Source organism: Pseudomonas rhizozeae (genome assembly GCF_031583775.1).
Classification (GTDB): Bacteria; Pseudomonadota; Gammaproteobacteria; order Pseudomonadales; family Pseudomonadaceae; genus Aquipseudomonas.
In genome coordinates this window covers 20,363-46,392 of sequence record NZ_JAVLSB010000022.1, presented here as the reverse complement: position 1 = coordinate 46,392, position 26,030 = coordinate 20,363, and the positions used below count along the sequence as shown (strand labels likewise).

24 protein-coding genes are annotated in these 26,030 nt (G+C 62.2%); 4 read left to right on the top strand and 20 right to left on the bottom strand.

What is annotated here, in order from left to right; translation table 11 throughout:
* Positions 1 to 177: 177 nt before the first annotated feature.
* From RG836_RS07715 to RG836_RS07675, 9 genes are all read right to left on the bottom strand, one after another.
* Positions 178 to 1,488 carry a leucine-rich repeat-containing protein kinase family protein gene (locus RG836_RS07715; RefSeq protein WP_310844518.1) on the bottom strand — a complete coding sequence of 437 codons (1,311 nt, stop codon included), beginning with the start codon at positions 1,486 to 1,488 and terminating at the stop codon, positions 178 to 180.
* Positions 1,489 to 1,835: 347 nt separating this feature from the next.
* Positions 1,836 to 2,210 (bottom strand): DUF6124 family protein, encoded by a 375-nt coding sequence (locus RG836_RS07710; RefSeq protein ID WP_310844515.1) that lies wholly within the window; start codon positions 2,208 to 2,210, stop codon positions 1,836 to 1,838.
* An 841-nt stretch (positions 2,211 to 3,051) separates the two neighbouring features.
* Complete coding sequence (locus tag RG836_RS07705; protein ID WP_310844513.1) at positions 3,052 to 4,098, bottom strand: ABC transporter substrate-binding protein; 1,047 nt, start codon at positions 4,096 to 4,098, stop codon at positions 3,052 to 3,054.
* A gap of 18 nt (positions 4,099 to 4,116) precedes the next feature.
* Entirely contained in the window at positions 4,117 to 5,232 is a 1,116-nt protein-coding gene (locus tag RG836_RS07700; RefSeq protein ID WP_310844511.1) for an NAD(P)/FAD-dependent oxidoreductase, read from the bottom strand.
* Positions 5,229 to 6,581, bottom strand: coding sequence for an FAD/NAD(P)-dependent oxidoreductase (locus tag RG836_RS07695; RefSeq protein WP_310844509.1), 1,353 nt, complete (start codon positions 6,579 to 6,581; stop codon positions 5,229 to 5,231). Before RG836_RS07695 ends, RG836_RS07700 begins: the two co-directional genes overlap by 4 nt.
* Positions 6,582 to 6,927: 346 nt before the next feature.
* Positions 6,928 to 7,218: a (2Fe-2S)-binding protein gene (locus tag RG836_RS07690; RefSeq protein ID WP_310844507.1), complete on the bottom strand. Its 291-nt coding sequence runs from the start codon at positions 7,216 to 7,218 to the stop codon at positions 6,928 to 6,930.
* A 7-nt stretch (positions 7,219 to 7,225) separates the two neighbouring features.
* Positions 7,226 to 8,020 carry an ABC transporter permease gene (locus RG836_RS07685; RefSeq protein WP_310844506.1) on the bottom strand — a complete coding sequence of 265 codons (795 nt, stop codon included), beginning with the start codon at positions 8,018 to 8,020 and terminating at the stop codon, positions 7,226 to 7,228.
* 6 nt (positions 8,021 to 8,026) lie between these two features.
* Complete coding sequence (locus tag RG836_RS07680; RefSeq protein ID WP_310844505.1) at positions 8,027 to 8,896, bottom strand: ABC transporter permease; 870 nt, start codon at positions 8,894 to 8,896, stop codon at positions 8,027 to 8,029.
* Positions 8,893 to 9,918, bottom strand: a complete 1,026-nt coding sequence (locus tag RG836_RS07675) for an ABC transporter ATP-binding protein (protein WP_310844504.1) — start codon at positions 9,916 to 9,918, stop codon at positions 8,893 to 8,895. Before RG836_RS07675 ends, RG836_RS07680 begins: the two co-directional genes overlap by 4 nt.
* Positions 9,919 to 10,161: 243 nt before the next feature.
* Here RG836_RS07675 and RG836_RS07670 point away from each other — a divergent pair, with 243 nt between their 5' ends.
* Positions 10,162 to 10,998: an IclR family transcriptional regulator gene (locus RG836_RS07670; RefSeq protein WP_310844502.1), complete on the top strand. Its 837-nt coding sequence runs from the start codon at positions 10,162 to 10,164 to the stop codon at positions 10,996 to 10,998.
* A gap of 170 nt (positions 10,999 to 11,168) precedes the next feature.
* Here RG836_RS07670 and RG836_RS07665 read toward each other — a convergent pair whose 3' ends face one another.
* Entirely contained in the window at positions 11,169 to 11,921 is a 753-nt protein-coding gene (locus RG836_RS07665; protein WP_310844500.1) for an anti-sigma factor family protein, read from the bottom strand.
* On the bottom strand, positions 11,918 to 12,424 hold the full coding sequence (locus tag RG836_RS07660) for a sigma-70 family RNA polymerase sigma factor (RefSeq protein WP_310844499.1): 507 nt from the start codon (positions 12,422 to 12,424) through the stop codon (positions 11,918 to 11,920). Before RG836_RS07660 ends, RG836_RS07665 begins: the two co-directional genes overlap by 4 nt.
* A gap of 158 nt (positions 12,425 to 12,582) precedes the next feature.
* On the opposite strand from RG836_RS07660, the gene RG836_RS07655 reads away from it, so the two are divergent.
* Together RG836_RS07655 and RG836_RS07650 are read left to right on the top strand one after the other, a co-directional pair.
* Positions 12,583 to 13,674, top strand: coding sequence for a catalase family peroxidase (locus tag RG836_RS07655; RefSeq protein ID WP_310844498.1), 1,092 nt, complete (start codon positions 12,583 to 12,585; stop codon positions 13,672 to 13,674).
* The gene (locus RG836_RS07650) at positions 13,671 to 14,216 is read left to right on the top strand and encodes a cytochrome b (RefSeq protein WP_310844496.1); all 546 of its coding nucleotides are present in this window, start codon (positions 13,671 to 13,673) and stop codon (positions 14,214 to 14,216) included. The genes RG836_RS07655 and RG836_RS07650 overlap by 4 nt, the downstream gene beginning before the upstream one ends.
* 42 nt (positions 14,217 to 14,258) lie before the next feature.
* Here RG836_RS07650 and RG836_RS07645 read toward each other — a convergent pair whose 3' ends face one another.
* The gene (locus RG836_RS07645) at positions 14,259 to 15,410 is read right to left on the bottom strand and encodes a M14 family metallopeptidase (RefSeq protein WP_310844494.1); all 1,152 of its coding nucleotides are present in this window, start codon (positions 15,408 to 15,410) and stop codon (positions 14,259 to 14,261) included.
* Between the two features lie 482 nt (positions 15,411 to 15,892).
* Entirely contained in the window at positions 15,893 to 16,234 is a 342-nt protein-coding gene (locus RG836_RS07640) for a DUF6124 family protein (protein WP_310844493.1), read from the bottom strand.
* Between the two features lie 130 nt (positions 16,235 to 16,364).
* Here RG836_RS07640 and RG836_RS07635 point away from each other — a divergent pair, with 130 nt between their 5' ends.
* Positions 16,365 to 17,021, top strand: a complete 657-nt coding sequence (locus RG836_RS07635) for a LexA family protein (protein ID WP_310844492.1) — start codon at positions 16,365 to 16,367, stop codon at positions 17,019 to 17,021.
* Between the two features lie 36 nt (positions 17,022 to 17,057).
* On the opposite strand, the gene RG836_RS07630 is transcribed toward RG836_RS07635, so the two are convergent.
* The 7 genes from RG836_RS07630 to RG836_RS07600 all read right to left on the bottom strand — a co-directional run bounded on the left by RG836_RS07630 (position 17,058) and on the right by RG836_RS07600 (position 26,009).
* Positions 17,058 to 19,010: an acetyl/propionyl/methylcrotonyl-CoA carboxylase subunit alpha gene (locus RG836_RS07630; RefSeq protein ID WP_310844491.1), complete on the bottom strand. Its 1,953-nt coding sequence runs from the start codon at positions 19,008 to 19,010 to the stop codon at positions 17,058 to 17,060.
* Positions 19,010 to 19,825, bottom strand: coding sequence for a gamma-carboxygeranoyl-CoA hydratase (locus RG836_RS07625; RefSeq protein WP_310844490.1), 816 nt, complete (start codon positions 19,823 to 19,825; stop codon positions 19,010 to 19,012). Before RG836_RS07625 ends, RG836_RS07630 begins: the two co-directional genes overlap by 1 nt.
* 13 nt (positions 19,826 to 19,838) lie before the next feature.
* A complete protein-coding gene (locus tag RG836_RS07620; RefSeq protein WP_310844488.1) occupies positions 19,839 to 21,446 on the bottom strand; it encodes a carboxyl transferase domain-containing protein in 1,608 nt (535 codons plus the stop codon).
* Between the two features lie 10 nt (positions 21,447 to 21,456).
* Positions 21,457 to 22,620 (bottom strand): isovaleryl-CoA dehydrogenase, encoded by a 1,164-nt coding sequence (locus tag RG836_RS07615; protein WP_310844486.1) that lies wholly within the window; start codon positions 22,618 to 22,620, stop codon positions 21,457 to 21,459.
* 860 nt (positions 22,621 to 23,480) lie between these two features.
* The gene (locus RG836_RS07610) at positions 23,481 to 24,380 is read right to left on the bottom strand and encodes a hydroxymethylglutaryl-CoA lyase (RefSeq protein WP_310844484.1); all 900 of its coding nucleotides are present in this window, start codon (positions 24,378 to 24,380) and stop codon (positions 23,481 to 23,483) included.
* Positions 24,381 to 24,507: 127 nt separating this feature from the next.
* The gene (locus RG836_RS07605) at positions 24,508 to 24,906 is read right to left on the bottom strand and encodes a MerR family transcriptional regulator (protein WP_310844482.1); all 399 of its coding nucleotides are present in this window, start codon (positions 24,904 to 24,906) and stop codon (positions 24,508 to 24,510) included.
* Positions 24,907 to 25,079: 173 nt separating this feature from the next.
* Complete coding sequence (locus RG836_RS07600; protein ID WP_310844480.1) at positions 25,080 to 26,009, bottom strand: LysR family transcriptional regulator; 930 nt, start codon at positions 26,007 to 26,009, stop codon at positions 25,080 to 25,082.
* Between the last annotated feature and the right edge of the window lie 21 nt (positions 26,010 to 26,030).

The window sequence follows — 26,030 nt, the reverse complement described above, 5'->3', positions numbered from 1 at the left end:
CAAAAGCGCGGCGAGCTGACACTCGGCCTGGTGGGTGTACTCCGGTGTTATGGATGTCCACATTAACTGTGGGAGCTGGCTTGCCAGCGATGGCGACCTGACAGCCAACCAATAATGTCTGGACCTACCCAAGTCAAATTGTGGGAGCGAGCCTGCTCGCGAATAACCGCGCAGCGGTCAGCCTTTCAACAAGCTCTCTATTTCGCTAAACGCAGGCCGAGCCAGCACGTCAGCCTGGCAGCAGCGCTGTTGCAGTTCAGTCAGTGCCGCGCGCTGTTCGGGGCTGAGCCCGGTGTCGATGCGGTCCAGCAATTCCCCCAGCAATACGCCGAACGCCCGCACTTCGAGGCGTTGCAGGGCGCGGGTTTGCGGGGTGTCGTCGGTGGCGTGGAAGGACGCGGCGCCGAAGTCGCCGAGCAGGCAATCGCCGTGGTCGTTCCAGAGGATGTTGTGGCCATACAGATCGCCATGGGTGATGCCCTGGCGATGCAAATGGGCGCCGACCGAGGCGATACCGCGGGCTAAGCGCAAAGCGATGTCGGCGCTGAAGCGCGTGTCATCGGCGTACACATCGCGGCTGCACGACGCCAGGCTCGGCAGCCCGGCCAGGTTGCGATAGCTCGGTTCGATCAGTTGCATCACCAGCCCGGCCTGTTGCTGGGGATGGTCGACGATCCGGCCTTTGATCGGGATCAGGTTGGGGTGCAGCCCGGCGGTGATGCAGGCGTTCATTTCGTGCAGCGGCGAGCCGTCGCTGGTCATTTCGCCCTTGTAGAGTTTGACCGCGACAGTCTCGGGCGCGGTGTTCAATGCCTGCCACTGCGCACGGTAGATCACCCCCGACGCACCTTCGCCCAATGATTGCTCCAGCGCCAATTGCCTCCAGGCAATCGTCGGGGTGGCGGCGAGGGCCGAGGCGTCGGCTTCGGTTTCCAGCGGATTGCCGGCGTAGGCCAGCCAGGTCAGGCTCGGCAGGGTCAGCAGCCATTGTGGCAACTCCGTCAGCCGGTTGGCGGCGATGCGGATCAGTTCCAGACGATGACACTGGGCCAGGCTCGGCGGCAGGGCGGCCAGGCGATTGCCGGCCAGCATCAGCTTCTGCAAGTACGGGCGTTCGCCCAGTTCGGTCGGTAGCTGATCGATGCGGTTGTCGGTCAGGATCAGCCAACGCAACAGCGGCGGCAATGCAGCGCCGCTGACGGTAGTGATGCGATTGGCCTTGAAGCCGACCATGGTCAGTTGCGCGCATTGGCCCAGGCACTCGGGCAGTTCGGTGAACTGGTTGTCGGAGCAGAACAGGATGCGCAGTTTGCCCAGGCGATGCAGGTCATCCGGCAACTGACTCAGGGCGTTGCCGCTGAGGTTGAGGATTTCCAGGGAGTCCGCCAAGTCGAAAATTTCCCGGGGGAATTCGGTGAGGCCGGCGGCCAGGTCAAGGCGGGTGATACCGGTGAGATGGCCGGCGCGCAGTTGGGCGAGGGTGTTCATGAGGGCTCGGTTGGGCGGGGAGGTGGGCATGATAGCGGGAAATGCCTTGGTTTCTTCTGAATTGCGTACATATCCGTTGCAGCGGTAACGATGAATAGGTTTCGCCCTTTGGAGTGAGTGGATCAACAGCCCGGAGAGCTGACACTCATTCTGATAGGTTTACGCCAGTGTTGCGGACATCGGTATACCTGTGGGAACGAGCTTGCTCGCGATGGCGACCTGGCAGGCGACCTGTTTCCCGAGCAGGTATTCATCCCCTGTGGGAGCTGGCTTGCCAGCGATGGCGGCCTCCCAGTCCACCTACACTCGCAGATACACCCGGCTCCCACTCTGAGTCAGCGCCGGCCCTAAGCGTGCGAATCCTCAGCGTCGATTTGATCCAGCACGCGGTTCACCGACAGTTCTACCAGCGAGACCATTTGCTGTATCGCCAGCACACTGCTGCGGGTTGGGCCGTCAAGGGTGAACGCGAGGTCGCTGGTCATGACGTTGAGCGAGGCCAAGGTTTCGCAGGCGTGGGCCAGCAGGCTTTCGTTGTCGACGTTAGGGGCGATGATGAACATCGAACTGGTGTTTTTTTTCGGCGATGGAATGGGATCGTCGGGTGGATTGAGGTAGTGGTCGAGCGCGCGGTTGGCGGCGTCGTTGAGTTTTTTTGAGTCGAGTGCGGTGTACGGGGAGACGTCGTCTGGCTCGGGGGGATTTGGGGTTGCTTTGAACATGGTGAAACTCCAGATAAGAAATGGAGCCGCCATTGATTGCCGCGACGCAATCGAAGGTGGCAGCTGTACGCGGGTTCGCGGACCGATATCTGGCACTCGGCATACCCGAAGGTATCCCACGCACAGTCGCCATAACACGAGACGGCAGACACTTAATGTGCTGCTGTCAGGTGGCGCGATTATGCACCAGAAAAACGAGCCGCGACGCCCGGCCGCTGATTTAGCAGCGACCACCAAAGCCTAGCGATGCGACTTCCGAGGGACAACCGTCAAAAGCTGTCGGAAGATTCTTTGGAAGGTGTTGGTTTTGTAGGACTGATGATGAAAAAGGCTGGGAGTACATATGGAAGTGATTGGCTAACTGCCAGGCCGCCATCGCTGGCAAGCCAGGCTCCCACAGGGATCGAGTACATTCGCAGCGACCACCTACATCCGTGTCGACTGCGGCCAATCCAGCCGGTCGAGTGTCAGCTCGCCGCGCGATGGCTTTTGATCCACCCGCCCCGTCGGGAGGCTGAGTGGAGGCGTTTATCCGGGGATCGGCGCGCAGCGCCGCATGACGCAGTCATGCTCATCGCATGTAGGTGCCAGCGAAGCCAACCGGAGGGCGATGCCCCCGGATGAATGCCGGAGCGAAGGTACGCCGAGCCTAGGCGAGGGGCCGGACGTCAGGGGCGAGCCTTTTTTTGCTTACTTTTTTTTGGCGTTTGAAAAAAAAGTGAGGCGCCGTAAGGGCGCAACCCTAAGCAGCCGTTACCGCAGCAACGGATATACACCCAAAACCAAGAGCATAAAGCGCTGTATTCCCATGCGAAGCATGGGAATACTCAATGACCCCGGGCTAGCGCTCAATACTCCGATTCCACCGCGCATTCCACGCCGGGCGCTGTTCGTTGACCTGATCCCAATCAATCGCAATCGCGGTCTCCAGGTATTTCTGCATCGCCTCAACCTGGCCGCGAGTTTTATCGGTAGTCGGGGTATTAGGGTTGGACGGAATCTGGTCGCCATCCTCCAGCGCCGCCGCTTGCGCCTCAGGCGTGAGCAAAAACGCCGCGAGTTTCTGCGCCAGTTCCGGCTGGTTGTTGTTGGCGATCGCGCATTCGGCGACGTTCAGCACCACCGCGCCTTCCTTGGGTTGCGCGTATTCCACGGCCATGCCTTTTAGCTTCAGCGCGGTGACTTGGGTGGGTGTCAGCGGGAACAGCGCAGCTTCGTCGGTTTGCAGCATTTCGGAGATTTTCGCCGAGCTCGGGATGTACTCCAGCACGTTACGCCCGACGCTGTCCGGCCAGGCCTTGAAGCCCGGGTCGACGTTGGTTTCGTTGCCGCCCTGGATGCGGTTGAACATCAGGAAACCGTGCAGGCCGAAGGTCGAGGAGGCCATGGACTGGAACACCAGTTTGTCCTTGAAGCGCGGGTCGGCCATGTCCATCCATGAGGTCGGCGCGGCCCAGCCTTTTTCCTTGAATAGCCGCGTGTTGTAGGCCAGGCCAGTGACGCCGAGGCTGACTGCCACGGCCTGGTCCTTGATGCGGCCCTTGGCCGGGATTTGCTTCAGCGGTTCGCTGTCTTGCAGCTTGTCGCACAGGCCCATGGAAATCGCGCGGTACATGATCCCGTCGTCGAGGAAGATCACGTGCATCTGCGGGTTGTCTTTGCTGGCCTGGACCTTGGCCAGGATGTCAGCGGAGGTGCCCGGCACGATCACTACTTTGACGTTGTTGGCTTTCTCGAATGGCGGCAGCACCTTGTCGGCATACAGGCGTTCCATGGTGCCGCCGTTCATGCCCAGGTAAAGCGTCGGTTCGGCGTTGGCCTGGGCGCTGGCAAGCAGGGCGCTCAGGCAGGACAACCCAAGCAGAGCAGTGCGTTTGATGCTGTTCATTGGCGCGACCTTCCTCTATCAAGCAACGGAGATGGAGTGAAACCGGGTGATGGAAAATGCATCCAGCGGCGTCCACGGGGCGCCACTGCAAACAATGTCGGCGAGGGCCTGGCCCACCGCCGGGCCGATCTGGAAACCCGCGCCGGCAAAGCCGAACGCGTGCAACAGGCCGGGTTGTGTGGAACTGGGCCCGATCACCGGCTGGCGATCGGGCAGGTAACCTTCGGTGCCGCTCCAGGTGCGGATGGCGTGGGCACCGTCGAGAAACGGGTACAGCTCGACTGCCTGGCGCAGGATTTCCAGCACCGCATGCTGGCCGGGACGAGCGCGGGCGTCATCGAGGGCAAACCCCTGGCCGCCGCCGAGCACGCAGTTGCCGCGGGCGACTTGCCGCGCATAGATGCCGCCGCCCTCGACCCCGGTGCTGGCGTCCATCACCAGCGGTAGCGGTTCGGTGACCAGCATCGCCGGGTGCCCGGAATACATCGGCACGCTTTCGCCAAATTGCGCCGCGAGGTGACCGGCCCACGCGCCGGCACAATTGAGCAACCACGGGGCGCGCAGTTGCAGGCCGGATTCGCAGCGCACCTGGAAGCGCTGGCCGTCATGCTCGACGTGGCTGACTGCCGTTTGTTCGTAAACCTGCGCGCCGTGTCGACGCGCTGCTTGGGCGAAGGCCGGCGACACCAGACGCGGATTGGCGTGGCCGTCGTCCGGGCACAACGAGGCACCGACCGCGACCTCGCCGACCCATGGGAAACGGGCGTGCAACTGTTGCCGATCGAGCAACTGCAAGCCCAGACCAAACCCGCGGCTGCGCTGAGCGTAGTCCTGCAATGCCTGGAAATCGCTGGCACTGCGCGCCAGTTTCAAATGCCCGCTGCGCTGGTACTCGCCATCGATGCCGACCAGTTGCGGCAACTGGCCCCAGAGTTCATGGGCGCGCTGCGACAGCGGCAGTTGCGACAGCGGCCGACCCTGTCGGCGCACGCCGCCGTAATTCACACCGCTGGCGTGCGAGCCACAGAAGTCCCGTTCCAGCAACGCCACCCGTTGTCCGGCCTGGCTGAGAAACAGCGCCGCCGAAGCCCCGACGATGCCGCCACCGACAATCACTGCGTCGACTTCGATCATGCTTCCTCCACGCCGAAGGGCAGCGGTTTGATCGGGGCCTGGGCGCGCAACCGGCCGATTTCGTTTAGCGGGCGGCCGCTCTCACGGGCGATGATTTCCGCTGCGGCCGCGCCACACATGCGGCCCTGGCAGCGGCCCATGCCGACCCGGCAATGGGCTTTGGCGCGGTTGATTTCCCAATGGCCGTCGCGCACCACCTGGCGCAATTCACCGACCCGGACTTCTTCGCAGCGGCACAGCATTAATTGGTCGTCGGCGTCGGTGGCCCAGTCCTCCGGGAAGGCGAAGGCTTGCTCCAGGCCGTGGCGAAAGCCCTCGATGCGTTGCAACGACCCTTCGAGGCGGTTGGCGCGGTCCGGTGCGATGACGTAGCCGATGTCTTGCAGCACGGCCAGCGCGGCGCGTTCGCCAGCCATTTCTGCGGCGTCGGCGCCCATGATGCCGGCGCCGTCGCCCGCCAGATACACCGCGGCCACGCTGCTGCGACCGGCGCCGTCGCGACGCGGTAGCCAGGCGCGATTCAAGTCATCCCAGTCGAACTCACAGCCAAGCAGGTCGGCAAGTTGGGTTTCGCTGCGCAAACCGTGAGCGAACGCGACGGCGTCGCAGGCGAGTTGATGGTCACCCTGGGCATCGCGCCAGTTCAGCGATTGCACCCGCGCCGCGCCGTCGATGTTCAGCAGCGTCGCGCCTTGATGTACCGGGATGCCATGGGCCGCGAGCCACGCGCGGTAGTAGACCCCTTTGGCCAGGGTGAGCGGTTGGCGTAGCAGCTTGCCGGTAGCGCGGACCTGCGCCGCAAAGGCCGAACTGTCGAGTACCGCCACGACCTTCGCCCCGGCCTTGGCGTATTGATAGGCGACCAGATACAGCAGTGGGCCGCTGCCAGCGAACACCACGCGTTCGCCGATGGCGCAGCCTTGGAATTTCAGGGCGATCTGCGCTGCGCCGAGGCTATAGACGCCGGGCAAGGTCCAACCGGGCACCGGCAGGATGCGATCGGTGGCGCCGGTGGCGACGATCACCCGGGAGAACTCGAGGCGTGTGGCGCGGTTGTGTTGCAAGGTGTCGATGGCGCCGGCTTCGGCATTCCACACCAGGGTCTCCGGGCGGTAGTCGAGTTGTTCGGTCAAGCTGTCGAGCGTTTGGTGCAGCGCCTTGGCCTTGGCCGCTTCGAAGCCGTAGAGCCTGGCAGCGGAGCGCTTGAAATTGGCAGGCTGGCGCCGATAAATCTGCCCGCCGCCGCGCACGGCTTCATCCAGCAAAATCGGCCGCACCCCGTGCGCCACCAAGGTCTGCGCCGCCCGAATCCCCGCCGGCCCGGCGCCGACAATCACCACCGGTTTCATACACACCTCGCAATCATGGCGCCTGTGACATCGCCATCGCGAGCAGGCTCGCTCCCACAGTGGAGTGGCGGTGTACGCCGAGGCTGCGATCCACATTTGATACCTGCGAGCCTGCTCGCGAAGGCGCCGGCCCACTCAACATTGTCGTCAGCAGACATACCGCTTTCGCGAGCAAGCCCGCTCCCACAGTGGGTTGGCGGTGTACGCCGAGGCTGCGATCCACATTTGATACCTGTGGGAGCGGGCTTGCCCGCGAAGGCGCCAGCCCATTCAACATTGTCGTCAGCAGACATACCGCTTTCGCGAGCAGGCTCGCTCCCACAGTGGGTGGCGTTCATAAGCGCGGTCATGCCAATCGCCCCGGCTCGCGGCAGATGTGTTGGCCGGCTTCGAGCAGGGTCGAGCAGGCGCGGACGCGGCGGCCGTCGGCCAGGCGTACCCAACAGTCCTGGCAGGCGCCCATCAGGCAGAAACCGGCGCGGGGTTCGGCGCTGAAGTCGCTGCCGCGCAGGTGCTCGCTGGCCGTCAGGATCGCGGTCAGCAAGGTGTCGCCGAGCAAGCCGCTGGCGGCTTCGCCGTCGAGGGTGAAGTCCAGGGCCGGGCGGTCGCCTTCGGTCAGTCGTTTCAGCAGAGCCATGGCGCCCTCATTGTTTGCCCACCAGAACCCGATCCAGGCCATACACCCGGTCGAGCAGAATCATGGTCGCCGCGGTCAACGCGATCACCAGTGCCGATACCGCCGCCATCATCGGATCGATGGATTCGGTGGCGTACACGTACATGCGCACGGGCAAGGTCTGGGTGGCGGGGGAGGTGACGAAGATCGACAAAGTCACTTCGTCGAAACTGTTAATGAACGCCAGCAGCCAGCCCCCGGCCACGCCCGGCAGAATCATCGGCAAGGTGATCTGGCGGAACAGCGTAAAACGCCCGGCGCCCAAAGATTGCGCGGCATGTTCGGCGCTGCGGTCCAGGCCAATCGCCGAGGCCAGCACCAGGCGCAGCACGTACGGCGTAATCACCAGCACATGGGCGAAGATCAGCCAGCCGAAACTGCCATTGACCCCCATCAGCGCAAACAGCCGCAGCAGCGCGACCCCCAGCACCAGGTGCGGAATGATGATCGGCGACAGGAACAGACCATTGAAAAAGCCCTTGCCGGGAAACTCATGGCGAGTGATGGCCAGCGCCGCCGGCACCGCGATCAACGTCGCCAGGCTTGCCGCGCAAAACGCCAGGATCAGGCTGTTGTAGAACGCATCGATAAAGTCAGCACGCTCGAACACCGCTTCAAACCAGCGCAGGGAAAAGTGCGTGGTCGGCAGGCTCAGCGTGTTTTCCGGGGTGAATGCCACCAGGCAGACCACTGCCAGCGGGGCGAGCATGAACAGCACCACCAGGGCGTGAAACAACAGGGCGAAAGGACCGTTTTTGGACATGGCGGATTACCCCAGTGACTTCTTGTAGCGGCCTTCGATCATGCGGTTCCACGACAGCATGATTGCCAGGTTGAGCAACAGCAGCGCGACGGCGATGGCGGCGCCCATTGGCCAATTGAGCTCGGAGAGGTACTGGTCGTAGATCAGCGTGGCGACCATCTTCAAGCGGCGCCCGCCGAGCAGGCCGGGAATCGCGAAGGAGCTGGCGGCCAGGCCAAACACGATCAGCGTGCCGGACAGCACGCCGGGCATGATCTGCGGCAAGATCACTTTGCGCATCACCGTGAAGTGGCTGGCACCGAGGGACAGCGCCGCATGTTCGGCGGCCGGGTCGAGTTTCTGCAGCGAGGTCCAGACCGGAATGATCATGAACGGCAGCATCACGTGGACCAGCGCGATCACCACGGCGAACGGGGTGTACAACAATTTCATCGGTGATCCGCCGAGGGCTTGCAGCACTTGGTTGACCAGGCCGTCAGCGCCGAGCAACAGGCTCCAGCCGAAGGCACGCACCACCACCGAAATCAGCAACGGCGTGAGGATCAGGATCAGGAAAATCGAGCGCCACGGCGTGCCCATGCGGCTGAGGATGTAGGCTTCCGGCACGCCGATCAGGACGCACAGCAGGGTGGTCAGGGCGCTGATCCACAAGGTGCGCAGAAAGATTTCGTAGAAGTACGGGTCGCTCAGCAAGGTGCTGTAGTGCTCGGTGGTGTAGGCGTCACTCTGGATGCCGCTGCCGTAATCGAAGACGTTGAACGACAGCACGAACGTCAGGCTCAACGGCACGATCAACAACGCCACGTACAACAGCAATGCCGGCGCAGACAGGAGGTAGCCGTGACGACCCTGGCGCAGGGCGGCCAGCGCACTCATGCCGACACCTCATCACCGCGCAACACGCGCAGCAAGTCGCTGGCCCAGTCGAGGCCGACGGCGGTGCCTTCGTTCAGCGGCGGCGAGCCGTCGTTGCCGCGCACCACGGTCAATTCGCCGAGCGCGGTGCTGACGCTGTACAGCCATTGGCTGCCAAGGAAAAACCGGCTGCTGATCTGCCCTTGCAAGCGACCTTCACCGGCGCCGCGAAGGGTGATTTTTTCCGGACGCAGGCTCAGGCTCACATCGCCTTCGCCGGCGGCGCACACGTGCACCTCGCCGCTGCCGTCGCGGCGGCCGCAGAGGCGGTTGGCCTTGCCAACGAAGCCGGAAATGAACTCGGTGCGCGGGTGTTCATAGAGGGTGTACGGCACGTCGATCTGCGTGACTCGTCCGGCCTGCATCACCACCACCCGGTCGCTGATCGACAGCGCTTCGGACTGGTCGTGGGTGACCATCAGCGTGGTGATCCCGACTTCGCGCTGGATGCGGCGGATCTCGAACTGCATCTCTTCGCGCAGATTGGCGTCGAGGTTGGACAGCGGCTCGTCGAGCAGCAGCACCGGCGGCTGGATCACCAGCGCCCGCGCCAGGGCCACACGCTGGCGCTGGCCACCGGACAACTCTCGTGGATAACGCTCGGCGTGCGGGTCGAGGCGCACCAGTTTCAACACCTGGGCCACCCGTTGTTGCAACTCGGCTTTCGGCACTTTGCGCATGCGCAGGCCGAAGGCAACGTTGTCTTGCACGCTCATGTGCGGAAATAGCGCGTAGCTCTGGAACACCACACCGAGACCACGGCTGGCGGGTTTGGCGTGGGTGATGTCGCGGCCGTCGAGGATGATGCGGCCGCTGGTGACGTCAACGAACCCGGCGATCATTTGCAGGGTGGTCGTTTTGCCGCAGCCGGAAGGGCCCAGCAGCGAGACGAACTCGCCTTGTTCCACCGCCAGGTCCGTGGCGACCACGGCGTCGATCTCGCCGTAACGTTTGCCGAGTCCTTCAAGTTGCATAAAGGCCATAACTGCGTTCCACCTGAGATTGTTATGCACGCCGTGAGGCAGGCTTTTTTTGTAATGGGCAGATACGAAAGGTCTTGCGGGGTGCGTTGGTGCTCGACTTGGGTCGGCTACCGCTGTTGTTCGAATCGCCCCTGATGGACGCAGAGTAGGACGAAGACTAGGATGCGCTCAATGGGCTATTTCACTGGATCGATGACTATTTTCAGTTTCATTCAGTGAGTAAATTTTTGATCGGGATTATTCATGTCTGATTCCACTGAGCGGAATGAAAGCAAAAATGACGTCGGTGTCGGCGCGGTGTCCCGGCTGTTTGCGGTGTTGCGCAGCCTCGGTGATACCGCCGAGGGCGGTGAACGGGTCACGCAATTGGCGCAGCGCATCGGCCTGTCGCAACCGACCACCCACCGATTGCTGCGCAGCCTGATGGACGAGGGCATGGTCGAGCAGGACGCGCGCAGCAAGCGCTATCGGCTGAGCCTGGAGTTTTTTGCCTTGGCCGCCCGTGCCGGTAACACCGGTAATCTGCGCGAACTGGTGCGCCCGGCGCTGTTGCGGCTGTCGGCGTCGCTGGGGGATTCGCTGTTCTTGCTGGCGCGCAGCGGTTTTGACGCGATCTGCCTGGACCGCAGTGAGGGGCCGTTCCCTATCCGCACGTTTACCGGTGACATTGGCGGCCGCGTGGCGTTGGGTGTGGGCCAGGGCAGCCTGGCGATCCTGGCGTTCCTGCCGGAGGACGAGCGTGAGACGGTGATCCACTACAACCTGCCACGGCTGCGGGACTTCCATTTGTACGACGAAGTGTTTTTACGCTCGGAGGTCGAGAATGTCCGCACCCTCGGTTATGCCGGGCGCAACACCGGCGTGCTGCAAGGCATGGCTGGGGTGGCGGTGCCGATTCTTGACCGTGACGGCCGTGCGGTCGCGGCGCTGAGCGTGGCGACAGTCAGTGATCGCCTGGGCCCGGACCGCTTGCCGACGGTGGTGGAAATGCTCAAGCGCGAGGCGGCGCTGATCGGGCCGCGGATCAATCCGTTTGATCCGTTGTTGCGCCGGCCTTCGCAGGTGTTTGGGCGGGGGTGAGGAGCAGCAATAGTGGAAGGGGGGCAGCGTCACTGGGGGAGGTGGCTTGCCAGCGAGCGCGTCAATGTCGACTGACCTTGCGCCATTGCGAGCAAGCTCGCTCCCACAGGGTTTGTGGTGCTTTTAAAGGCATTCTGCTTGATCCTCTCCCCTAAGGTTGGCGATGGTGTTTAGAACTGCACGGTCTTCTTGAGCATCTGCGCCGCCGGGTCGGTGGTCGGGCTGACCATCGCGTAGTTGTAGCCGCCGCCCGACCAGTACTCGGCCTGCAACTCGCCGTCGCTGCGGCTGCCACGGGGCAGCAGGTTATTTTCCGGGCCGGGCGGGCGCACGTAGAAGCTGATTTTTTGACCGGTCTGGTTTTCATAGACCACCATCGCTGCCGGGCCCTGTTCGGTGCTGAGCAAGCGCCCGCTGACCGGGTTGAACCCTACGGCGCTGAGGTTCGGCAGGCGGTGGGCCTGGGTAAAGTAGCGGTCCAGCCAATGCTGCATATCACCGTCGGCGTTGACCTTGTAGTCCGCCGGCAGCACGCCTTGTTGAGCGAACAGCCGATACGCCTGCATCGCATCGGTCATCGGCAGCTGCGCACTGGCCATGGTCATGTCCCGCGCCTGCCAGCCGCTCAGGCCGCCGACGCTGACCGCCAGCACCAACGCTGCAGCGGTGGCCAAGTGACGGCGGGACTGGCGCTTGAGGCGCTGGCGAATCAGCGCCGGGTCGAGGTATGGGTTGGCCGGTTGCTGCAACGTGCCGCCGAGCGCGGCGCGCAGGTGCTGGGCGTCCTGTTGCCAGCCGCGCACTTGGGCGGCGACGGTGGGCTGCGTCGCCAGCCAGGTCTCGACCAGGCGCCGGTCGGCGTCGCTGAGTTGATGATCGACATAAGCGTGTAGGTCGCGTTCGCTGGGGGGCAGACTGATCATTTGAGTATCCGCAGGGAAGGGCTGGTGATTTCGCCATCACTGAGCTGGCGCAAAGCCTGGCGGGCGCGGGACAGGCGCGACATGACGGTGCCGGTGGGCACGCCGAGGATCTCGGCGACTTCCTTGTAGCTCAGGCCTTCGACCGAGACCCAGAGCAGCAGCGCGCGTTGCTCGGTGGTCAATTGATCGAATGCCTCAAGGGTCGACTGGGCGATCACCGTGCGCTCCACCGAAGGCTGCGCGTCGTCGCGGCCGGTGAAGAATTCGAGCATGCGGGCATAGCGTCGTGAGCGCCGGTGGGCGTCGAGAAATTGTCGATAGAGGATCGAAAACAGCCAGGCGCGCAGGTCACCGTCGGCACGTTTGTCGCCCCAACCGGACAAGGCCCGCTCCAGGCTTGCCTGCACCAGGTCATCGGCGCTGCTGGGGTTGCGCGTCAGTGACAGGGCAAACCGGCGCATTCGCGGAATGATTTCTCTCAGGTGTTCGTCAATTTCGTTCATGGTTGGCCGGCTAGTCACTACGCTGTGGACTAGGAAGACGCCCGATGCGGCAGGTTATTCCAGGCTCGGAAAAATAAACACCGGGTGTGGGAATAAACCGCTTCGGCGGACGTCTGGCTCGTTCATCTTACTTGTGGCCGATGGCCCTGGAGTCTTTCATGGTAGATCGCTCACCTGCGCCGGGCCGTCCCCGGCCGCCCCTCAGTGGCGGGAGCCTGGCCCTGCGCCTGGGCGGCATCGCGGTCATCGTCGCGGCCATCGCCGGGGCGTTTGCCTACGTCAATGGCACCCTGGACCCACAACGCTTGAAGCCTGCGGACCTGGTCAACGTGCTGGAAAAAAACAACGGCGTGCATCCGGGTTTCCGCCGCAATCACTCCAAAGGTGTGTGCGTCGCCGGTTATTTCGAGAGCAGCGCTGAGGCACGCGGCTTGTCCAGCGCCCAGGTGTTCAACGAAGCGCGGACTCCGGTGGTCGGGCGCTTCGCTTTGCCCGGGGGCAATCCCTATGCCGCTGACAGCAGCGTGCCGATTCGCAGCATGGCGTTGCGCTTTACCCAGGCCAACGGCCAGCAATGGCGTACCGGGATGAACAGCATGCCGGTGTTCCCGGTGGGTACGCCGGAAGCGTTTTACCAATTGCAGAAGGCTCAATCCCCCGATCCCGCCACGGGCAAACCTGATCCGAAAGCCGTGCCAGCGTTTTTCGGCGCGCACCCGGAAGCGGCGCCGTTCCTGGCCTGGGTCAAAACCGCCAAGCCGTCGGCGAGCTACGCCACGGAAACCTATAACAGTGTCAACGCGTTCTACTTGGTGAACAGCGTCGGGCAGCGGCAAGCGGTGCGCTGGAGCATGGCCCCGGTGGCGCAGGATGTCGCCGGCGCCGTGGCCCCGGCCGACACTGATTTCCTCGAAAAAGACCTGGTGCAGCGCCTGACCACTGGCCCGTTGCGTTGGCAGTTGAACATCACCCTGGCCGACCCGAGCGACCCGGTGAACGACGCGAGCAAACCTTGGCCCGAAGGGCGCAAGGTCATTAACGCCGGGACCTTGGTGCTGCAAAGCAGTCAGGCGCAAAACGACGGCGCCTGCCGCGACATCAACTATGACCCGCTGGTATTGCCGAGCGGTATCGAAGGCTCGGACGACCCGTTGCTGGCCGCGCGATCGGCCGGTTATGCCGCGTCCTACCTGCGTCGCACCAGCGAAGTGAACCAGCTGCCCGCCGCTAAAAAGGAGTCTGTGCAATGAGTCCGCCCGTGAAACATTTCGCCCCCCTGGCGCGCCTGCTGCACTGGCTGATGGCGCTGATGATCATCGCAATGCTGTTTATCGGCGCCGGCATGGTGGCGTCGGTGTCGGAGCGCCATGAATGGCTGATTAACCTGCACAAACTGTTGGGCATAGCGATTCTGGCCCTGGTCATCGTGCGGCTGGTGGTGCGTTTCACCACTACGCAGCCAGCGTTGCCGGCTGACTTGCCGAGCTGGCAGGCACTCGCAGCCAAGGCGTCGCACCTGGTGCTGTACGCGCTGATGCTGGTGTTGCCACTGTTGGGTTGGGCGATGATTTCGGCGTCGGGCGAGCCGGTGATGCTCAGCAGTTCGCTGCAACTGCCGTCGATTGTCGGCGCCGATGCGCAGCTGTTCGCGTTGCTGCGCAAGGCTCACGGCTATCTGGCGTACTTGCTGTTCTTGACGGTGCTGGTGCACCTGGCGGCCGCGCTGTTCCATGGTTGGGTGCGCCGCGATGAAGTGCTCGACAGCATGCTGCGGGGCGAAGATCGCCGCTGATTGAGCGGTGGCTGCCTGCCGGGCAGGCAGCCACTCGTGGCATCAGCGCAAGGTGTCGACCATGTCGGCGACGGTGGTCAGCACATCCTTGCCCAATTGCTTGGAGCGTTTGCCGGACCAGCCGGTGAGGGCGTTGGGGGCGTCATCGTGGTCCTTGAACGGCATCTCCAGGGTCAGCGACAGGCAGTCGAATTTCTGGCCGACGCTGTTGCAGGCCAGGGTCATATTGGCCTGGCCTGGCTCGTCGCGGGTGTAGCCGTACTTGGTCTGGAAATCCTTCGTGGTGTGTTTCAGGTGCTCGCGGAAGTGGGTTTCCAGCTTCTCGATGCGTGGCGTGTAACCGGGGTTACCTTCACAGCCGGCGGTGAACACGTGAGGGATTTCTTCGTCGCCATGCACGTCGAGGAAGAAATCCACGCCGTATTTTTCCATCTGCTGCTGGACGAAGAACACTTCCGGGCTGACTTCCTGGCTGGCGCTCTGCCAGGCACGGTTGAGGTCCTGACCATTGGCGTTGGTGCGCAGGTGGCCGTGGAAGGCGCCATCCGGGTTCATGTTCGGCACCAGGTACAGGTCGGCGCTGGCCAACAGTGTGTTCAACACTGGATCGTCGTGGTGTTCCAAGCGCTCGATCACGCCTTCCATAAACCACTCGGCCATGTGTTCGCCGGGGTGCTGCTGGGCGATGATCCACACCTTGCGCTGGTCTTCGGCACCACTGCCTTTGCGCAGTAGCTGGATATCGCGACCTTCAACGCTTTTGCCGGTGGCCAACAATTCGGTGCCGGCCTTGGTCAGCGCCTGCTCGATCAGCCAGTCATGGCGGCCACGGCTATAGGGTTCGAAGTAGGCAAACCAGGCGTGGGTGGCGGTGGCCTCGAGGCTGAAGCGCAGGGCGTCGCCTTCGAAAATGGTCGGTACGCGGAACCAGTTGACGTGGTCGTAGGAAGCCACGGCCTGATAACCGTCCCAGGCTTTGTTGTACGAGGATTTGCTGGCGTTGCTCAGGCGAAACCAATGTTCCTGGCCAACGTGCAGGCCGCTGGCCTTGAAGTGAAACCACTGGAAATGGCCGCTGCGGGTGTCGGGTTTGATCGCGAGCAAGGCTTGCAGAGGATTGCTGATGTCCAGCACTTCAATGTTGCCGCTGTCGAAATTGGCGCTGATGTCGAACGAAGATTTAGCCACGGTCATATCACTTCCTGAATATGATTTTTATGGCGGCTACTTTACACGCTCGGGCGGGGGCATAAGTACGGAAATTGCGGAGCAGGGCGAGGGGGGCGTCCTCCATGACGCTGACGCAGCTTAGAGAGTGTGCGATTGATTCTCAAGTGCTAAATGCTGACTTTTAGCCCCGTGAACAGGGCATTTGCTTGCCAAGCGATATTCTTTTGATATGATCCGCGCCATTCGCAATTTGTAACATCTACAGTCTTCATTAGCCTGAAGCCATAGCCAGAAAACTGGCAAAAAAAGACCCGGCAAAAAGCCGGGTCAAAAACCGTGATTAGCCTGATGAGGAGATATTCCAGGAGACCGACCTAAGGTCCCTTGGTCTATCGACTGATCTCGCGACCAGCTGATGCAATAATAATCATTATCATTTGCAAGTCAAATGATTTTATCAGCGTCATAAAGAAATCTTTCCAGCCTCCCTGAAAGCCGCTCGGCTTTCAGCCGCGACACCTCCCATCCAAAGACCTGTCGACCATGGCTTTCGCCATATCGATCATGTGCACAACCGAAAACGCCAAGTCCCGTTTGACGCCCTGCAAATGGTCGGCCGATTCATAGGCGCTGGCGGCCGCACAGCGCAGCAGGTCTGACGCACGCACCAAGGCTTCTTCGCTGCTGATATTCGGGTTGACGTCGAAAAACCGCACTTCGCCTTCCGGTTCAGCAACATTCGGTTTCAGGTAGTAGTCGAGCGCGCGCTGGGCGGCGGCGCAGTCCTTGAGCGAAGTGAAATCAGTGTTGAGGACCGGTTCGAACGGCTCGGTAGCGGGCATATCCATAGCGGGGGTGCACTCCATGTCAGATTCAACGTAGTGGGCTTTATACTAGTACAATACGTATTTATGACTAGAATTTAAATACTACAAGTTGTGTTTTGATGCCCGGAGTGCCCCACGTATCGTGCCGCCCATGGATAAATGGATTGAATTGGTCAAGGCCAAAATGAGTGAACTCAAGGTCACTCAAGTCATACTCGGCGAGCGCGTCGGCGTCTCCCAGGGCGGGATCGGCCACTGGCTCAACAAGCGCCGCGAGCCCAGCATCGAAGACATGAATCGTGTCCTCGATGCCCTCGGCCTGGGATTCCTGGAAGTGGCGCTGGTCATTCGCGAACCCGAAACCGGCAAGGACGGCGACCAGGCGGTGGAGATGACCCTGGCGCAAAAGTACAACCCGTACTTCCGCTACCCGGTCAGCGACTGGCGCGGTGTCGGCGAGGTGCAGGATGAACCGGCGGAATACGGCCAGCGTCGCTTCGAACTGACGGATTACCACGCCCGCGGCGCAGCCTTCTGGCTGGTGGTGACCGGGGATGCGATGACGGCGCCCAGCGGCGTCAGTATCTGCGAAGGCATGCTGATCCTGGTCGACCCGGCGATCGAGGCCGAGCCCGGCAAACTGGTGATCGCCCAGTTACCGGACAGCACCGAAGCGATGTTCCGCAAGTTGATCGAAGAGAGCGGGCAACGGTACCTGATCCCGCTCAACCCGACCTATCCGAAAACCCTCTACAGCGACGAGTGCCGAATCATCGGCGTGGTGGTACAGGCGACTGCCAAGTTCTAGTCAGATCGGTCCTCGCTGGGCGTAGGACCGATCACTTTATTGCGCCGAAGCTTCCAGCTCCACCAGCGCACTGCCTTCGCTGACCATCTCGCCTTCCTGGCAATACAGCGCCTTGATCACCCCGGCGTGCGGCGCACGAATGCTGTGCTCCATTTTCATCGCCTCCAGCACCACCAGTTGCGCGCCGGCCTCGACCGCTTGCCCGGCCTCCACCAGCACCCGCACGATGCTGCCGTTCATGGGCGCGGTCAGTCCGCCCTGATGGCTGTGGCTGGCTTCGACGGCGCTGATCGGATCGAAGGCATCGACGCGCCGCAGTTCGCCTTCCCACTGCAAAAACAGCGTATTCCCACGGCGAATGGCCCGATGACTACGCCGCACGCCGGCGTTGTCGATCAGCAGTTGCCCGTGGTTGAGTTGCGCGTCGGTGCCCGCGAGGCGGATCGCCTGATCCTGTCCTTCACAGCACAGATGCAAGCTGATCTCAGCCGGCAGACCGAAGCGCAAACCCGTGGTCGAGGCCCACGGTGAGGCGGGATCGTCTGCTCGCAGGCGTTGCGGCTGGCTCAGAGCGAACCCTTGAGCCGCTACCTGCCAGAACTCATCGCCCAACATCGTCGGCGCCGGCAGCAGTTGTTCCTGATAGCGCGGAATGAAACCGGTATCCAGTTGCGCCTCGGCAAACGCCGGGTGGGCGATGATGCGGCGCAGGAAGCTGATGTTGGTTTTCAGCCCCCCGATAGCGAACTCGTCGAGCATGCTCAGCAAGCGCAAACGGGCCTGCTCGCGGTCTTCACCCCACGCGATCAGTTTGCCGAGCATCGGGTCGTAGAACGGTGAAATCTCATCGCCTTCCTCAACGCCGCTGTCCACCCGCCGTCCGGGGCCGGGCGCGGACTCGTGATAAACCTCGAGACGACCCGTGGCCGGGAGGAAGTCGTTGCTCGGATCTTCGGCGTACAGCCGCACTTCAATCGCATGCCCCCGCAGCGGCACTTGCTCCTGTGTGATCGGCAGCGGCTCACCCTGGGCCACGCGGATTTGCCACGCCACCAGGTCCAACCCGGTGATGGCCTCGGTGACCGGGTGCTCGACTTGCAAGCGGGTGTTCATCTCCATAAAGAAGAACTCACCGCGCGAATCCAGCAAAAACTCCACCGTGCCGGCGCCAACGTAACCAATCGCCTGCGCCGAACGCACGGCGGCTTCGCCCATGGCGCGGCGCAACTCGGGGCTCAAGCCCGGCGCCGGTGCTTCTTCGACGACCTTTTGATGACGCCGCTGGATCGAGCAGTCGCGTTCGTTGAGGTACAGGCAATGCCCGTGCTGGTCGGCGAACACCTGGATTTCCACGTGCCGTGGCTTGAGCAGGTACTTCTCCACCAACATCCGTGAATCGCCGAACGACGACTGCGCTTCACGTTGGGCCGAGGCCAGGGCTTCGGCCAATTGGCTGACGTCCTCGACCACTTTCATGCCTTTGCCGCCGCCCCCGGCGGTGGCTTTGAGCAACACCGGGTAACCGATGCGTTCGCAGGCGTCGCGGAAGGTCTCAAGGTCCTGGGCCTCGCCGTGATAGCCCGGCACCAACGGCACGCCCGCGGTTTCCATCAAGGCCTTGGCCGCAGACTTGCTGCCCATGGCGTCGATGGCCGAAGCGGGCGGGCCGAGGAAGATCAGGCCGGCGTCGGCGATGGCGCGGGCGAACCCGGCGTTCTCCGAGAGAAAGCCATAACCGGGGTGAATCGCCTGGGCGCCGCTGGCTTTGGCGGCGGCGATCAGTTTGTCGATTTGCAGGTAACTGTCGTTGGCTTTGCTGCCGCCGAGGTCAACGCGAATGTCCGCTTCGCGGCTGTGCCGGGCGTCGCGGTCGGTGGCACTGTGCACCGCCACGGTGGTCAGGCCCAGGGCCTTGGCGGTGCGCATCACGCGGCAGGCGATTTCGCCGCGATTAGCCACCAGCAGGGTAGTCAGGACAGGGGCGCTCATTAACGCGGCTCCTTGGGGGTCGATTCAGGCTGCCAGTTCGGCGCGCGTTTTTGCAGGAAGGCGCGCAGGCCTTCCTGGCCTTCCGGGCTGACCCGGATGCGGGCAATGGCATTCTCGGTGTAGCGGCGCAGCGCCGGGGTCAACGCGCCGTTGCCGACTTCGCGCAGCAATTCTTTGCTGGCGCGCATGGCTGCCGGGCTGTTAAGCAGCAGGTTGTCGATCCACTTCTCGACCCGCTGTTCCAGGTCCGCGAGCGGATAGCTCTCCGACAACAGCCCGATCTCCCGCGCGCGCCGGCCGTCAAAACGCTCGGCGGTCAGGGCATAACGCCGCGCCGCTCGTTCGCCGATGGCTTGCACCACGAACGGACTGATCACCGCGGGCGCCAGGCCGATGCGCACTTCCGACAGGCAGAACTGCGCGTCGTCGGCGCCGATGGCCATGTCGCAGCAACTGATCAAGCCGAGCGCACCACCGAACGCCGCGCCTTGCACCACGGCCAGGGTCGGGATTTTCAGCTTGGCGAGGTTGTACATCAGTTCGGCGAGTTCCCGCGCGTCGTCGAGGTTGGTCTGGTAATCCAGCTCCGCCGACTGCTGCATCCAGGCCAGGTCGGCACCGGCACTGAAGTGTTTGCCGCGACCGCGCAGCAGCAGGAAGCGCACGTTGGCATCGCCCGCCACTTGATCGAGGGCGAGGATCAGTTCACGGATCATTTCGGCGTTAAACGCATTGTTCTTCTCGGCGCGGTTCAGCCACAAGGTGGCGAAACCCCGCGGATCGCTCAGCAGTTCGAGGGTGTTGAAGTGGCTCATATTGATCTCCCGATCACATCCGGAACACGCCGAAGCGGCTCGGTTCGATGGGCGCGTTCAGCGACGCCGACAGGGCCAGGGCCAGCACGTCACGGGTCTGCGCCGGGTCAATTACCCCGTCGTCCCACAGCCGCGCGCTGGAATAGTAGGGGTGACCCTGTTCTTCGTACTGATCGAGAATCGGTTGCTTGATCTCGGCTTCCTGCTCGGCGCTGAAGCCCTGGCCGCTGCGTTCGGCCTGTTCGCGCTTGACCTGCACCAGCACGCCGGCCGCCTGCTCGGCGCCCATCACGCCGATCCGCGCGTTCGGCCACATCCACAGGAAGCGCGGGTCGTAGGCGCGGCCGCACATGCCGTAGTTACCGGCGCCGAAGCTGCCGCCGATGATCACCGTGAATTTCGGCACCTTGGCGCACGCCACCGCAGTGACCAGTTTCGCGCCATGTTTGGCGATGCCACCGGCCTCGTATTTCTGGCCGACCATGAACCCGGTGATGTTCTGCAGAAACAACAGGGGAATGCCGCGCTGGCAGGCCAGTTCGATGAAGTGCGCGCCTTTCTGCGCGGCTTCGGCGAACAGAATGCCGTTGTTGGCGAGGATCGCGATCGGGTAGCCGTGCAAGTGCGCAAACCCGCACACCAGGGTGGTACCGAACAGCGCCTTGAACTCATCGAACACCGAGCCGTCCACCAGTCGCGCGATGACCTCGCGCACGTCGAACGGCTGCTTGGCGTCCGCCGAGACCACGCCGTACAACTCGTCGCTGGCGTAGAGCGGGGCGATCGGTGCGCGTTGTTGCAGGTCGCCTAGCTTGCGCCAGTTGAGGTTGGCGACGCTGCGGCGGGCAAGGGCGAGGGCGTGTTCGTCGTTCTCGGCGTAGTGGTCGGCGACCCCGGAAATCTTGCAGTGCACATCGGCACCGCCGAGGTCTTCAGCGCTGACCACTTCGCCGGTCGCCGCTTTCACCAACGGTGGGCCGGCGAGGAAAATGGTCGCCTGGTTGCGCACCATGATCGCTTCGTCGGCCATGGCCGGCACATACGCGCCGCCGGCGGTGCACGAGCCCATGACCACGGCGATCTGCGGGATGCCCATGGCGCTCATGTTGGCTTGGTTGAAGAAGATCCGGCCAAAGTGCTCGCGGTCCGGGAACACTTCATCCTGACGCGGCAGGTTGGCGCCGCCGGAGTCCACCAGGTAGATGCACGGCAGGCGATTCTGCTGGGCAATGGTCTGCGCGCGCAGGTGTTTTTTCACGGTCAGCGGGTAATACGAACCACCCTTCACCGTGGCGTCGTTGGCCACAATCATGCATTCGACGCCTTCCACGCGGCCGATCCCGGCGATGACGCCGGCGGCTGGCACGTCTTCGCCGTACACGCCGTAGGCGGCCAATTGGCTGATTTCCAGAAACGGCGAGCCAGGGTCAAGCAGGCGATTGATGCGCTCGCGTGGCAGCAGTTTGCCTCGCGAGGTGTGCCGCTCCTGGGCTTTTGGACCGCCACCTTGCTGCACTTGGGCGAGCAGGGTGTGCAGCGCGTCGACCTGTTTAAGCATCGCCGCGCTGTTGGCCGCGAATTCTGCCGAGCGCGGGTTGAGCTGGGTGTGCAACGTAGCCATGGACAGCCCCTCAGCGGGTTTCGTTGAACAGTTCGCGGCCGATTAACATGCGACGAATCTCACTGGTGCCGGCACCGATTTCGTACAGCTTGGCGTCCCGCAACAAGCGCCCGGCCGGGAATTCATTGATGTAACCGTTACCGCCGAGAATCTGAATCGCGTCGAGGGCCATTTGCGTCGCGCGTTCGGCGCTGTAGAGGATCACCCCGGCAGCGTCCTTGCGCGTGGTTTCGCCGCGTTCGCACGCCTGGGCCACGGCGTAGAGGTAGGCGCGGCTGGCGTTGAGCTGGGTGTACATGTCGGCGACTTTGCCCTGAATCAACTGAAACTCGCCGATGCTCTGGCCGAACTGCTTGCGGTCGTGGATATACGGCACGATCAAGTCCATACACGCCTGCATGATCCCGGTCGGGCCGCCGGAGAGCACCACGCGCTCGTAGTCGAGACCGCTCATCAGGACTTTCACGCCACCATTGAGCGCGCCGAGGACGTTTTCTTCCGGTACTTCGACGTCATCGAAGAACAGCTCGCAGGTGTTCGAACCGCGCATGCCCAACTTGTCGAATTTGTTGCTGCGGCTGAAGCCTTTCCAGTCGCGCTCGACGATGAACGCGGTGATGCCGTGCGGGCCTTTTTCCAGGTCGGTCTTGGCGTAGATCACGTAGGTGCTGGCGTCGGGGCCGTTGGTGATCCAGGTCTTGCTGCCGTTGAGCACGTATTTGTCACCGCGCTTGTCGGCGCGCAGTTTCATCGAAACCACGTCGGAGCCGGCGTTCGGTTCGCTCATGGCAAGGGCGCCGACGTGCTCGCCGCTAATCAGCTTCGGCAGGTACTTGAGCTTCTGTTCATGATTACCGTTGCGGTTGATCTGGTTCACGCACAGGTTGGAATGTGCGCCGTAGGACAACGCCACTGAGGCCGAGCCGCGGCTGATTTCTTCCATGGCCACCACGTGCGCCAGGTAGCCCAGGCCTGCGCCCCCGTATTCTTCCGGGACGGTGATGCCGAGCAGGCCCATGTCACCGAATTTGCGCCACAGGTCGGCCGGGAACAAGTTGTCGATGTCGATTTGCGCGGCGCGCGGGGCGATCTCTTTGGCGACGAAGGACTGCACCTGATCACGCAGCATGTCGATGGTTTCGCCGAGGGCAAAATTCAGGGAGGGGTAGCTCATGGGGCACCTTTTGGCTTTTTTGTCGGGTGTGGGGCGATGAGTCAGCGCCCAAGTTGACGTAAACGTAAGCCTGCGACGAAGGACTGTCAATCACACTTTACGTTAACGTCAACTTACAACAAAAAATGGCCAGTACAGGGGTGACCAGTGTCGTCCTGCAAAGCATCAGTAAAGCTTGAAACTCGCGAACATCTGAAGTGGAAGCGAGCCTGCTCGCGAAAAGAGATGGATCAATCAATGGCAATGTTGACCGGGATGACGCCTTCGCGAGCAGGCTCGCTCCCGCAGGGTTTTGCGTCGGATGGGGAATCGCAGAAAGCACAAAGGGGAGCCGAAGCTCCCCTTTAATTTTGTCGTTGCGTGCTCTTTTTTATTATTGAGGGGCGGTCTGTTGTTGTTTTTGGCAACCGTGGCCCTTTACCGCTTTTGGCGATCCCCATCCGGGATCAAGAGCAAACGTATTTTTTTGAGCGCTGATCTGTTTTTTCGCTTGGCGATCCAACCAGTTCGGGAGCTACCTGAAGGTAGTTTTATTGTTCTCTGCCCGGTTGCGGGTCACTCCGAAGAGCACCCTGAAAAACACACCTTCTCCAAAAAAATCTGTTAGCTGCGTCTCTGCCGTGTTGTTTTTGTTATGTCAGAGTCGTTACGTCTTATTTTTATTAGGTTTGCTGCTTTTTATTCTTGTTATGCCATAGAGATAGCAGAAGCCGTGCCAACTTTAAAATATCTATTTAAATCAAGTGTTTGCGTTTTTTGCTTCGATTTGATGACCGGGAGAACGGGGCACTCTGTTTCCGTGTTACTCGTTTGAAACACGGAATGAGTGGGTGCGGTAACACCCGGACACATTCGGGTTGTTACTGGCTGCTGCGTGCTTTGGCCACGCGGGAGCCGGTGGGTCGACCGAGCACGTTGCTGATGTGTTGGCCCGCGACGATCAAGGCGTCCAAGTCGATGCCGGTTTCGATGCCCAGACCGTTCAGCAAATACACCACGTCTTCGGTGGCAACGTTACCGCTCGCGCCCTTGGCATACGGGCAGCCGCCCAGCCCGGCGATGGAACTGTCGAACACGGCGATGCCTTCCAGCAGGCTGGCGTAGATGTTGGCCATGGCCTGGCCGTAGGTGTCGTGGAAGTGCCCGGCGAGTTTTTCACGCGGCACATCAGCGGCGACCCCCTCGAACAATCGCCGCGTGGCGCCCGCGGTGCCGGTGCCGATGGTGTCGCCCAAGGACACTTCGTAACAGCCCATGGCAAACAGTTCACGGGCGACCCACGCCACTTGCTCCGGCGCGATGTCGCCTTCATACGGGCAACCCAGCACACACGACACGTAACCGCGCACGCTGATGCCGTGCTGTCTGGCGGCATCCATGATTGGCGCGAAGCGCTCGAGGCTTTCGCTGATTGAGCAATTGATATTGCGCTGCGAGAAGGCTTCGGACGCGGCGGCGAACACTGCGACTTCCTTGACCCCGGCCGCCAGGGCGTCCTCGAACCCGCGCAGGTTGGGCGCGAGCGCACCGTAGGTCACGCCCGGCTTGCGCTGGATCTGCGCAAACACCTCGGCGGAACCGGCCATCTGTGGCACCCACTTGGGCGAGACAAAACTGCCGGCTTCTATATAGCTGAGCCCGGCGGCAGACAGCGCGTCGACCAGTTGCACTTTGTCGGTGACGCTGATGGGTTGGGCTTCATTCTGCAAACCGTCGCGAGGACCGACTTCGACCAGGCGCACGTGGGTAGGAAGGGACATGGGGTTCACCTGTCATTCTGGGGTGGGAGCGAGCCTGCTCGCGAACGCGGTGTGCTGTCGAAGACAATTTTGACTGACACTCTGCTTTCGCGAGCAGGTTGGCTTCACAAGGGCATTGCGCTGTGTGTCAAATCACCTGCTGACTCTTGAGCGTCTGCTCCAGCGCCTGCACGCAGCGCTCTTCGGCGGTGTCGAGTTCCAGTTTCATCTGTTCGATGTCCAGCAGTTGCTGTTCCAGCTGCTCGCGGCGTTCGGTGATTTTCGCCAGCATACTGTTCAGCTGCTTCGTGTTACCGCTGGTGGGGTCGTACAGCTCGATCAGTTCGCGGCATTCGGCCAGGGAAAAGCCGATGCGCTTGCCGCGCAGGATCAGCTTCAGGCTGACCTTGTCGCGGGGCGAGTAGATGCGCTCCTGGCCTTTGCGTTCAGGGCTCAGCAGGCCTTGTTCTTCATAAAAACGAATCGCCCGGGTGGTGATGTCCAGCTCGCGGGCGAGGTCTGAAATGCTGTAGGTCTGGCTGCTCATGGGCATGCTCGGTAGAAGTCATGCACTTAAGCTAATGGCTGCTTGACGTTTACGTCAAGCTTCGGGCGGTGTGGTGTTAGGGGGGACCTCTTCGCGAGCAGGCTAGCTCCCACAGAGGCGGATGTCTGTGGGAGCGAGCCTGCTCGCGAAAAACGATTACGCGGTACACCGTCCTACGCCTTATCCAGCTTCTTCTCATGCGCCGTGACCTGCTGGCACAGCTCGATCATTTGCTCGCGCATCCAGCGATTGGCCGGGTCCTGGTCGGTGCTTTCGTGCCAGTACAGGTGAGTTTCAACCGGCGGCACGTCGTTGACCGGCAGATTGAACGCGTGCAGGTCGTGGCGGCGGGCAAAGCGCTCGGGCACGGTCATGACCATGTCGGTCTGCTGCAGCACTTGCGAGGCCATCAGGTAATGCTGCGAGCGCAGGGCGATTTTGCGCTGGATGCCCATTTTGCCCAGCGCCAGGTCGACATGGCCCAAGCCACTGCGGCGGCTGGAAATATGAATGTGGGTCAACGACAGGTAATCGTCGAGGGTGAATTTCTCTTTGCTTGCCAGCGGATGGCCCTTGCGCATGGCGCACACGTAACGGTCCTCCATCAACTTGACGTGGCGTACTTGCGGGTCGGTGTTGAGCGGCGCATCCACGGCAAAGTCGAGACGCCCGGCGGCCAGTTCCTTGGTGGTTTCGCGGCGCTTGGACAGGAAGCTTTCAATGATCACCGTCGGCGCCAAACGGCGCAGGCGCTGGAACAACGGCGGCAGGATCACCGCTTCGGTGAGGTCGGTCATGCTGATGCGGTAGGTCTTGACTGCCTGCAACGGATTGAAAATGCGGCTTTCCTGGACCGACACCCGCAGCAGCGACAGGGCGTTGCGCACCGGGCCGATGATGTTCTGCGCCATTGGCGTCGGCACCATGCCTTGGGCGGTGCGCACGAACAGCGGGTCGTTGAAGGTTTCGCGCAAGCGGGCCAGGGCGTTGGAGACCGCCGGTTGGGTGATGCCGACAATTTGCCCGGCGCGAGTCAGGTTGGCTTCGGTGTAGATCGCGTCGAAGACGATGAAAAGGTTGAGGTCGACCTTGCTCAGATTCATGCGCTGCACTCTTTTTATTAG

Coding starts and splice junctions, on each gene's coding strand:
- RG836_RS07715 (WP_310844518.1), bottom strand. CDS start 1,488: ATGAACACCCTCGCCCAACTGCGCGCCGGCCATCTCACCGGTATCACC.
- RG836_RS07710 (WP_310844515.1), bottom strand. CDS start 2,210: ATGTTCAAAGCAACCCCAAATCCCCCCGAGCCAGACGACGTCTCCCCG.
- RG836_RS07705 (WP_310844513.1), bottom strand. CDS start 4,098: ATGAACAGCATCAAACGCACTGCTCTGCTTGGGTTGTCCTGCCTGAGC.
- RG836_RS07700 (WP_310844511.1), bottom strand. CDS start 5,232: ATGATCGAAGTCGACGCAGTGATTGTCGGTGGCGGCATCGTCGGGGCT.
- RG836_RS07695 (WP_310844509.1), bottom strand. CDS start 6,581: ATGAAACCGGTGGTGATTGTCGGCGCCGGGCCGGCGGGGATTCGGGCG.
- RG836_RS07690 (WP_310844507.1), bottom strand. CDS start 7,218: ATGGCTCTGCTGAAACGACTGACCGAAGGCGACCGCCCGGCCCTGGAC.
- RG836_RS07685 (WP_310844506.1), bottom strand. CDS start 8,020: ATGTCCAAAAACGGTCCTTTCGCCCTGTTGTTTCACGCCCTGGTGGTG.
- RG836_RS07680 (WP_310844505.1), bottom strand. CDS start 8,896: ATGAGTGCGCTGGCCGCCCTGCGCCAGGGTCGTCACGGCTACCTCCTG.
- RG836_RS07675 (WP_310844504.1), bottom strand. CDS start 9,918: ATGGCCTTTATGCAACTTGAAGGACTCGGCAAACGTTACGGCGAGATC.
- RG836_RS07670 (WP_310844502.1), top strand. CDS start 10,162: ATGTCTGATTCCACTGAGCGGAATGAAAGCAAAAATGACGTCGGTGTC.
- RG836_RS07665 (WP_310844500.1), bottom strand. CDS start 11,921: ATGATCAGTCTGCCCCCCAGCGAACGCGACCTACACGCTTATGTCGAT.
- RG836_RS07660 (WP_310844499.1), bottom strand. CDS start 12,424: ATGAACGAAATTGACGAACACCTGAGAGAAATCATTCCGCGAATGCGC.
- RG836_RS07655 (WP_310844498.1), top strand. CDS start 12,583: ATGGTAGATCGCTCACCTGCGCCGGGCCGTCCCCGGCCGCCCCTCAGT.
- RG836_RS07650 (WP_310844496.1), top strand. CDS start 13,671: ATGAGTCCGCCCGTGAAACATTTCGCCCCCCTGGCGCGCCTGCTGCAC.
- RG836_RS07645 (WP_310844494.1), bottom strand. CDS start 15,410: ATGACCGTGGCTAAATCTTCGTTCGACATCAGCGCCAATTTCGACAGC.
- RG836_RS07640 (WP_310844493.1), bottom strand. CDS start 16,234: ATGGATATGCCCGCTACCGAGCCGTTCGAACCGGTCCTCAACACTGAT.
- RG836_RS07635 (WP_310844492.1), top strand. CDS start 16,365: ATGGATAAATGGATTGAATTGGTCAAGGCCAAAATGAGTGAACTCAAG.
- RG836_RS07630 (WP_310844491.1), bottom strand. CDS start 19,010: ATGAGCGCCCCTGTCCTGACTACCCTGCTGGTGGCTAATCGCGGCGAA.
- RG836_RS07625 (WP_310844490.1), bottom strand. CDS start 19,825: ATGAGCCACTTCAACACCCTCGAACTGCTGAGCGATCCGCGGGGTTTC.
- RG836_RS07620 (WP_310844488.1), bottom strand. CDS start 21,446: ATGGCTACGTTGCACACCCAGCTCAACCCGCGCTCGGCAGAATTCGCG.
- RG836_RS07615 (WP_310844486.1), bottom strand. CDS start 22,620: ATGAGCTACCCCTCCCTGAATTTTGCCCTCGGCGAAACCATCGACATG.
- RG836_RS07610 (WP_310844484.1), bottom strand. CDS start 24,380: ATGTCCCTTCCTACCCACGTGCGCCTGGTCGAAGTCGGTCCTCGCGAC.
- RG836_RS07605 (WP_310844482.1), bottom strand. CDS start 24,906: ATGAGCAGCCAGACCTACAGCATTTCAGACCTCGCCCGCGAGCTGGAC.
- RG836_RS07600 (WP_310844480.1), bottom strand. CDS start 26,009: ATGAATCTGAGCAAGGTCGACCTCAACCTTTTCATCGTCTTCGACGCG.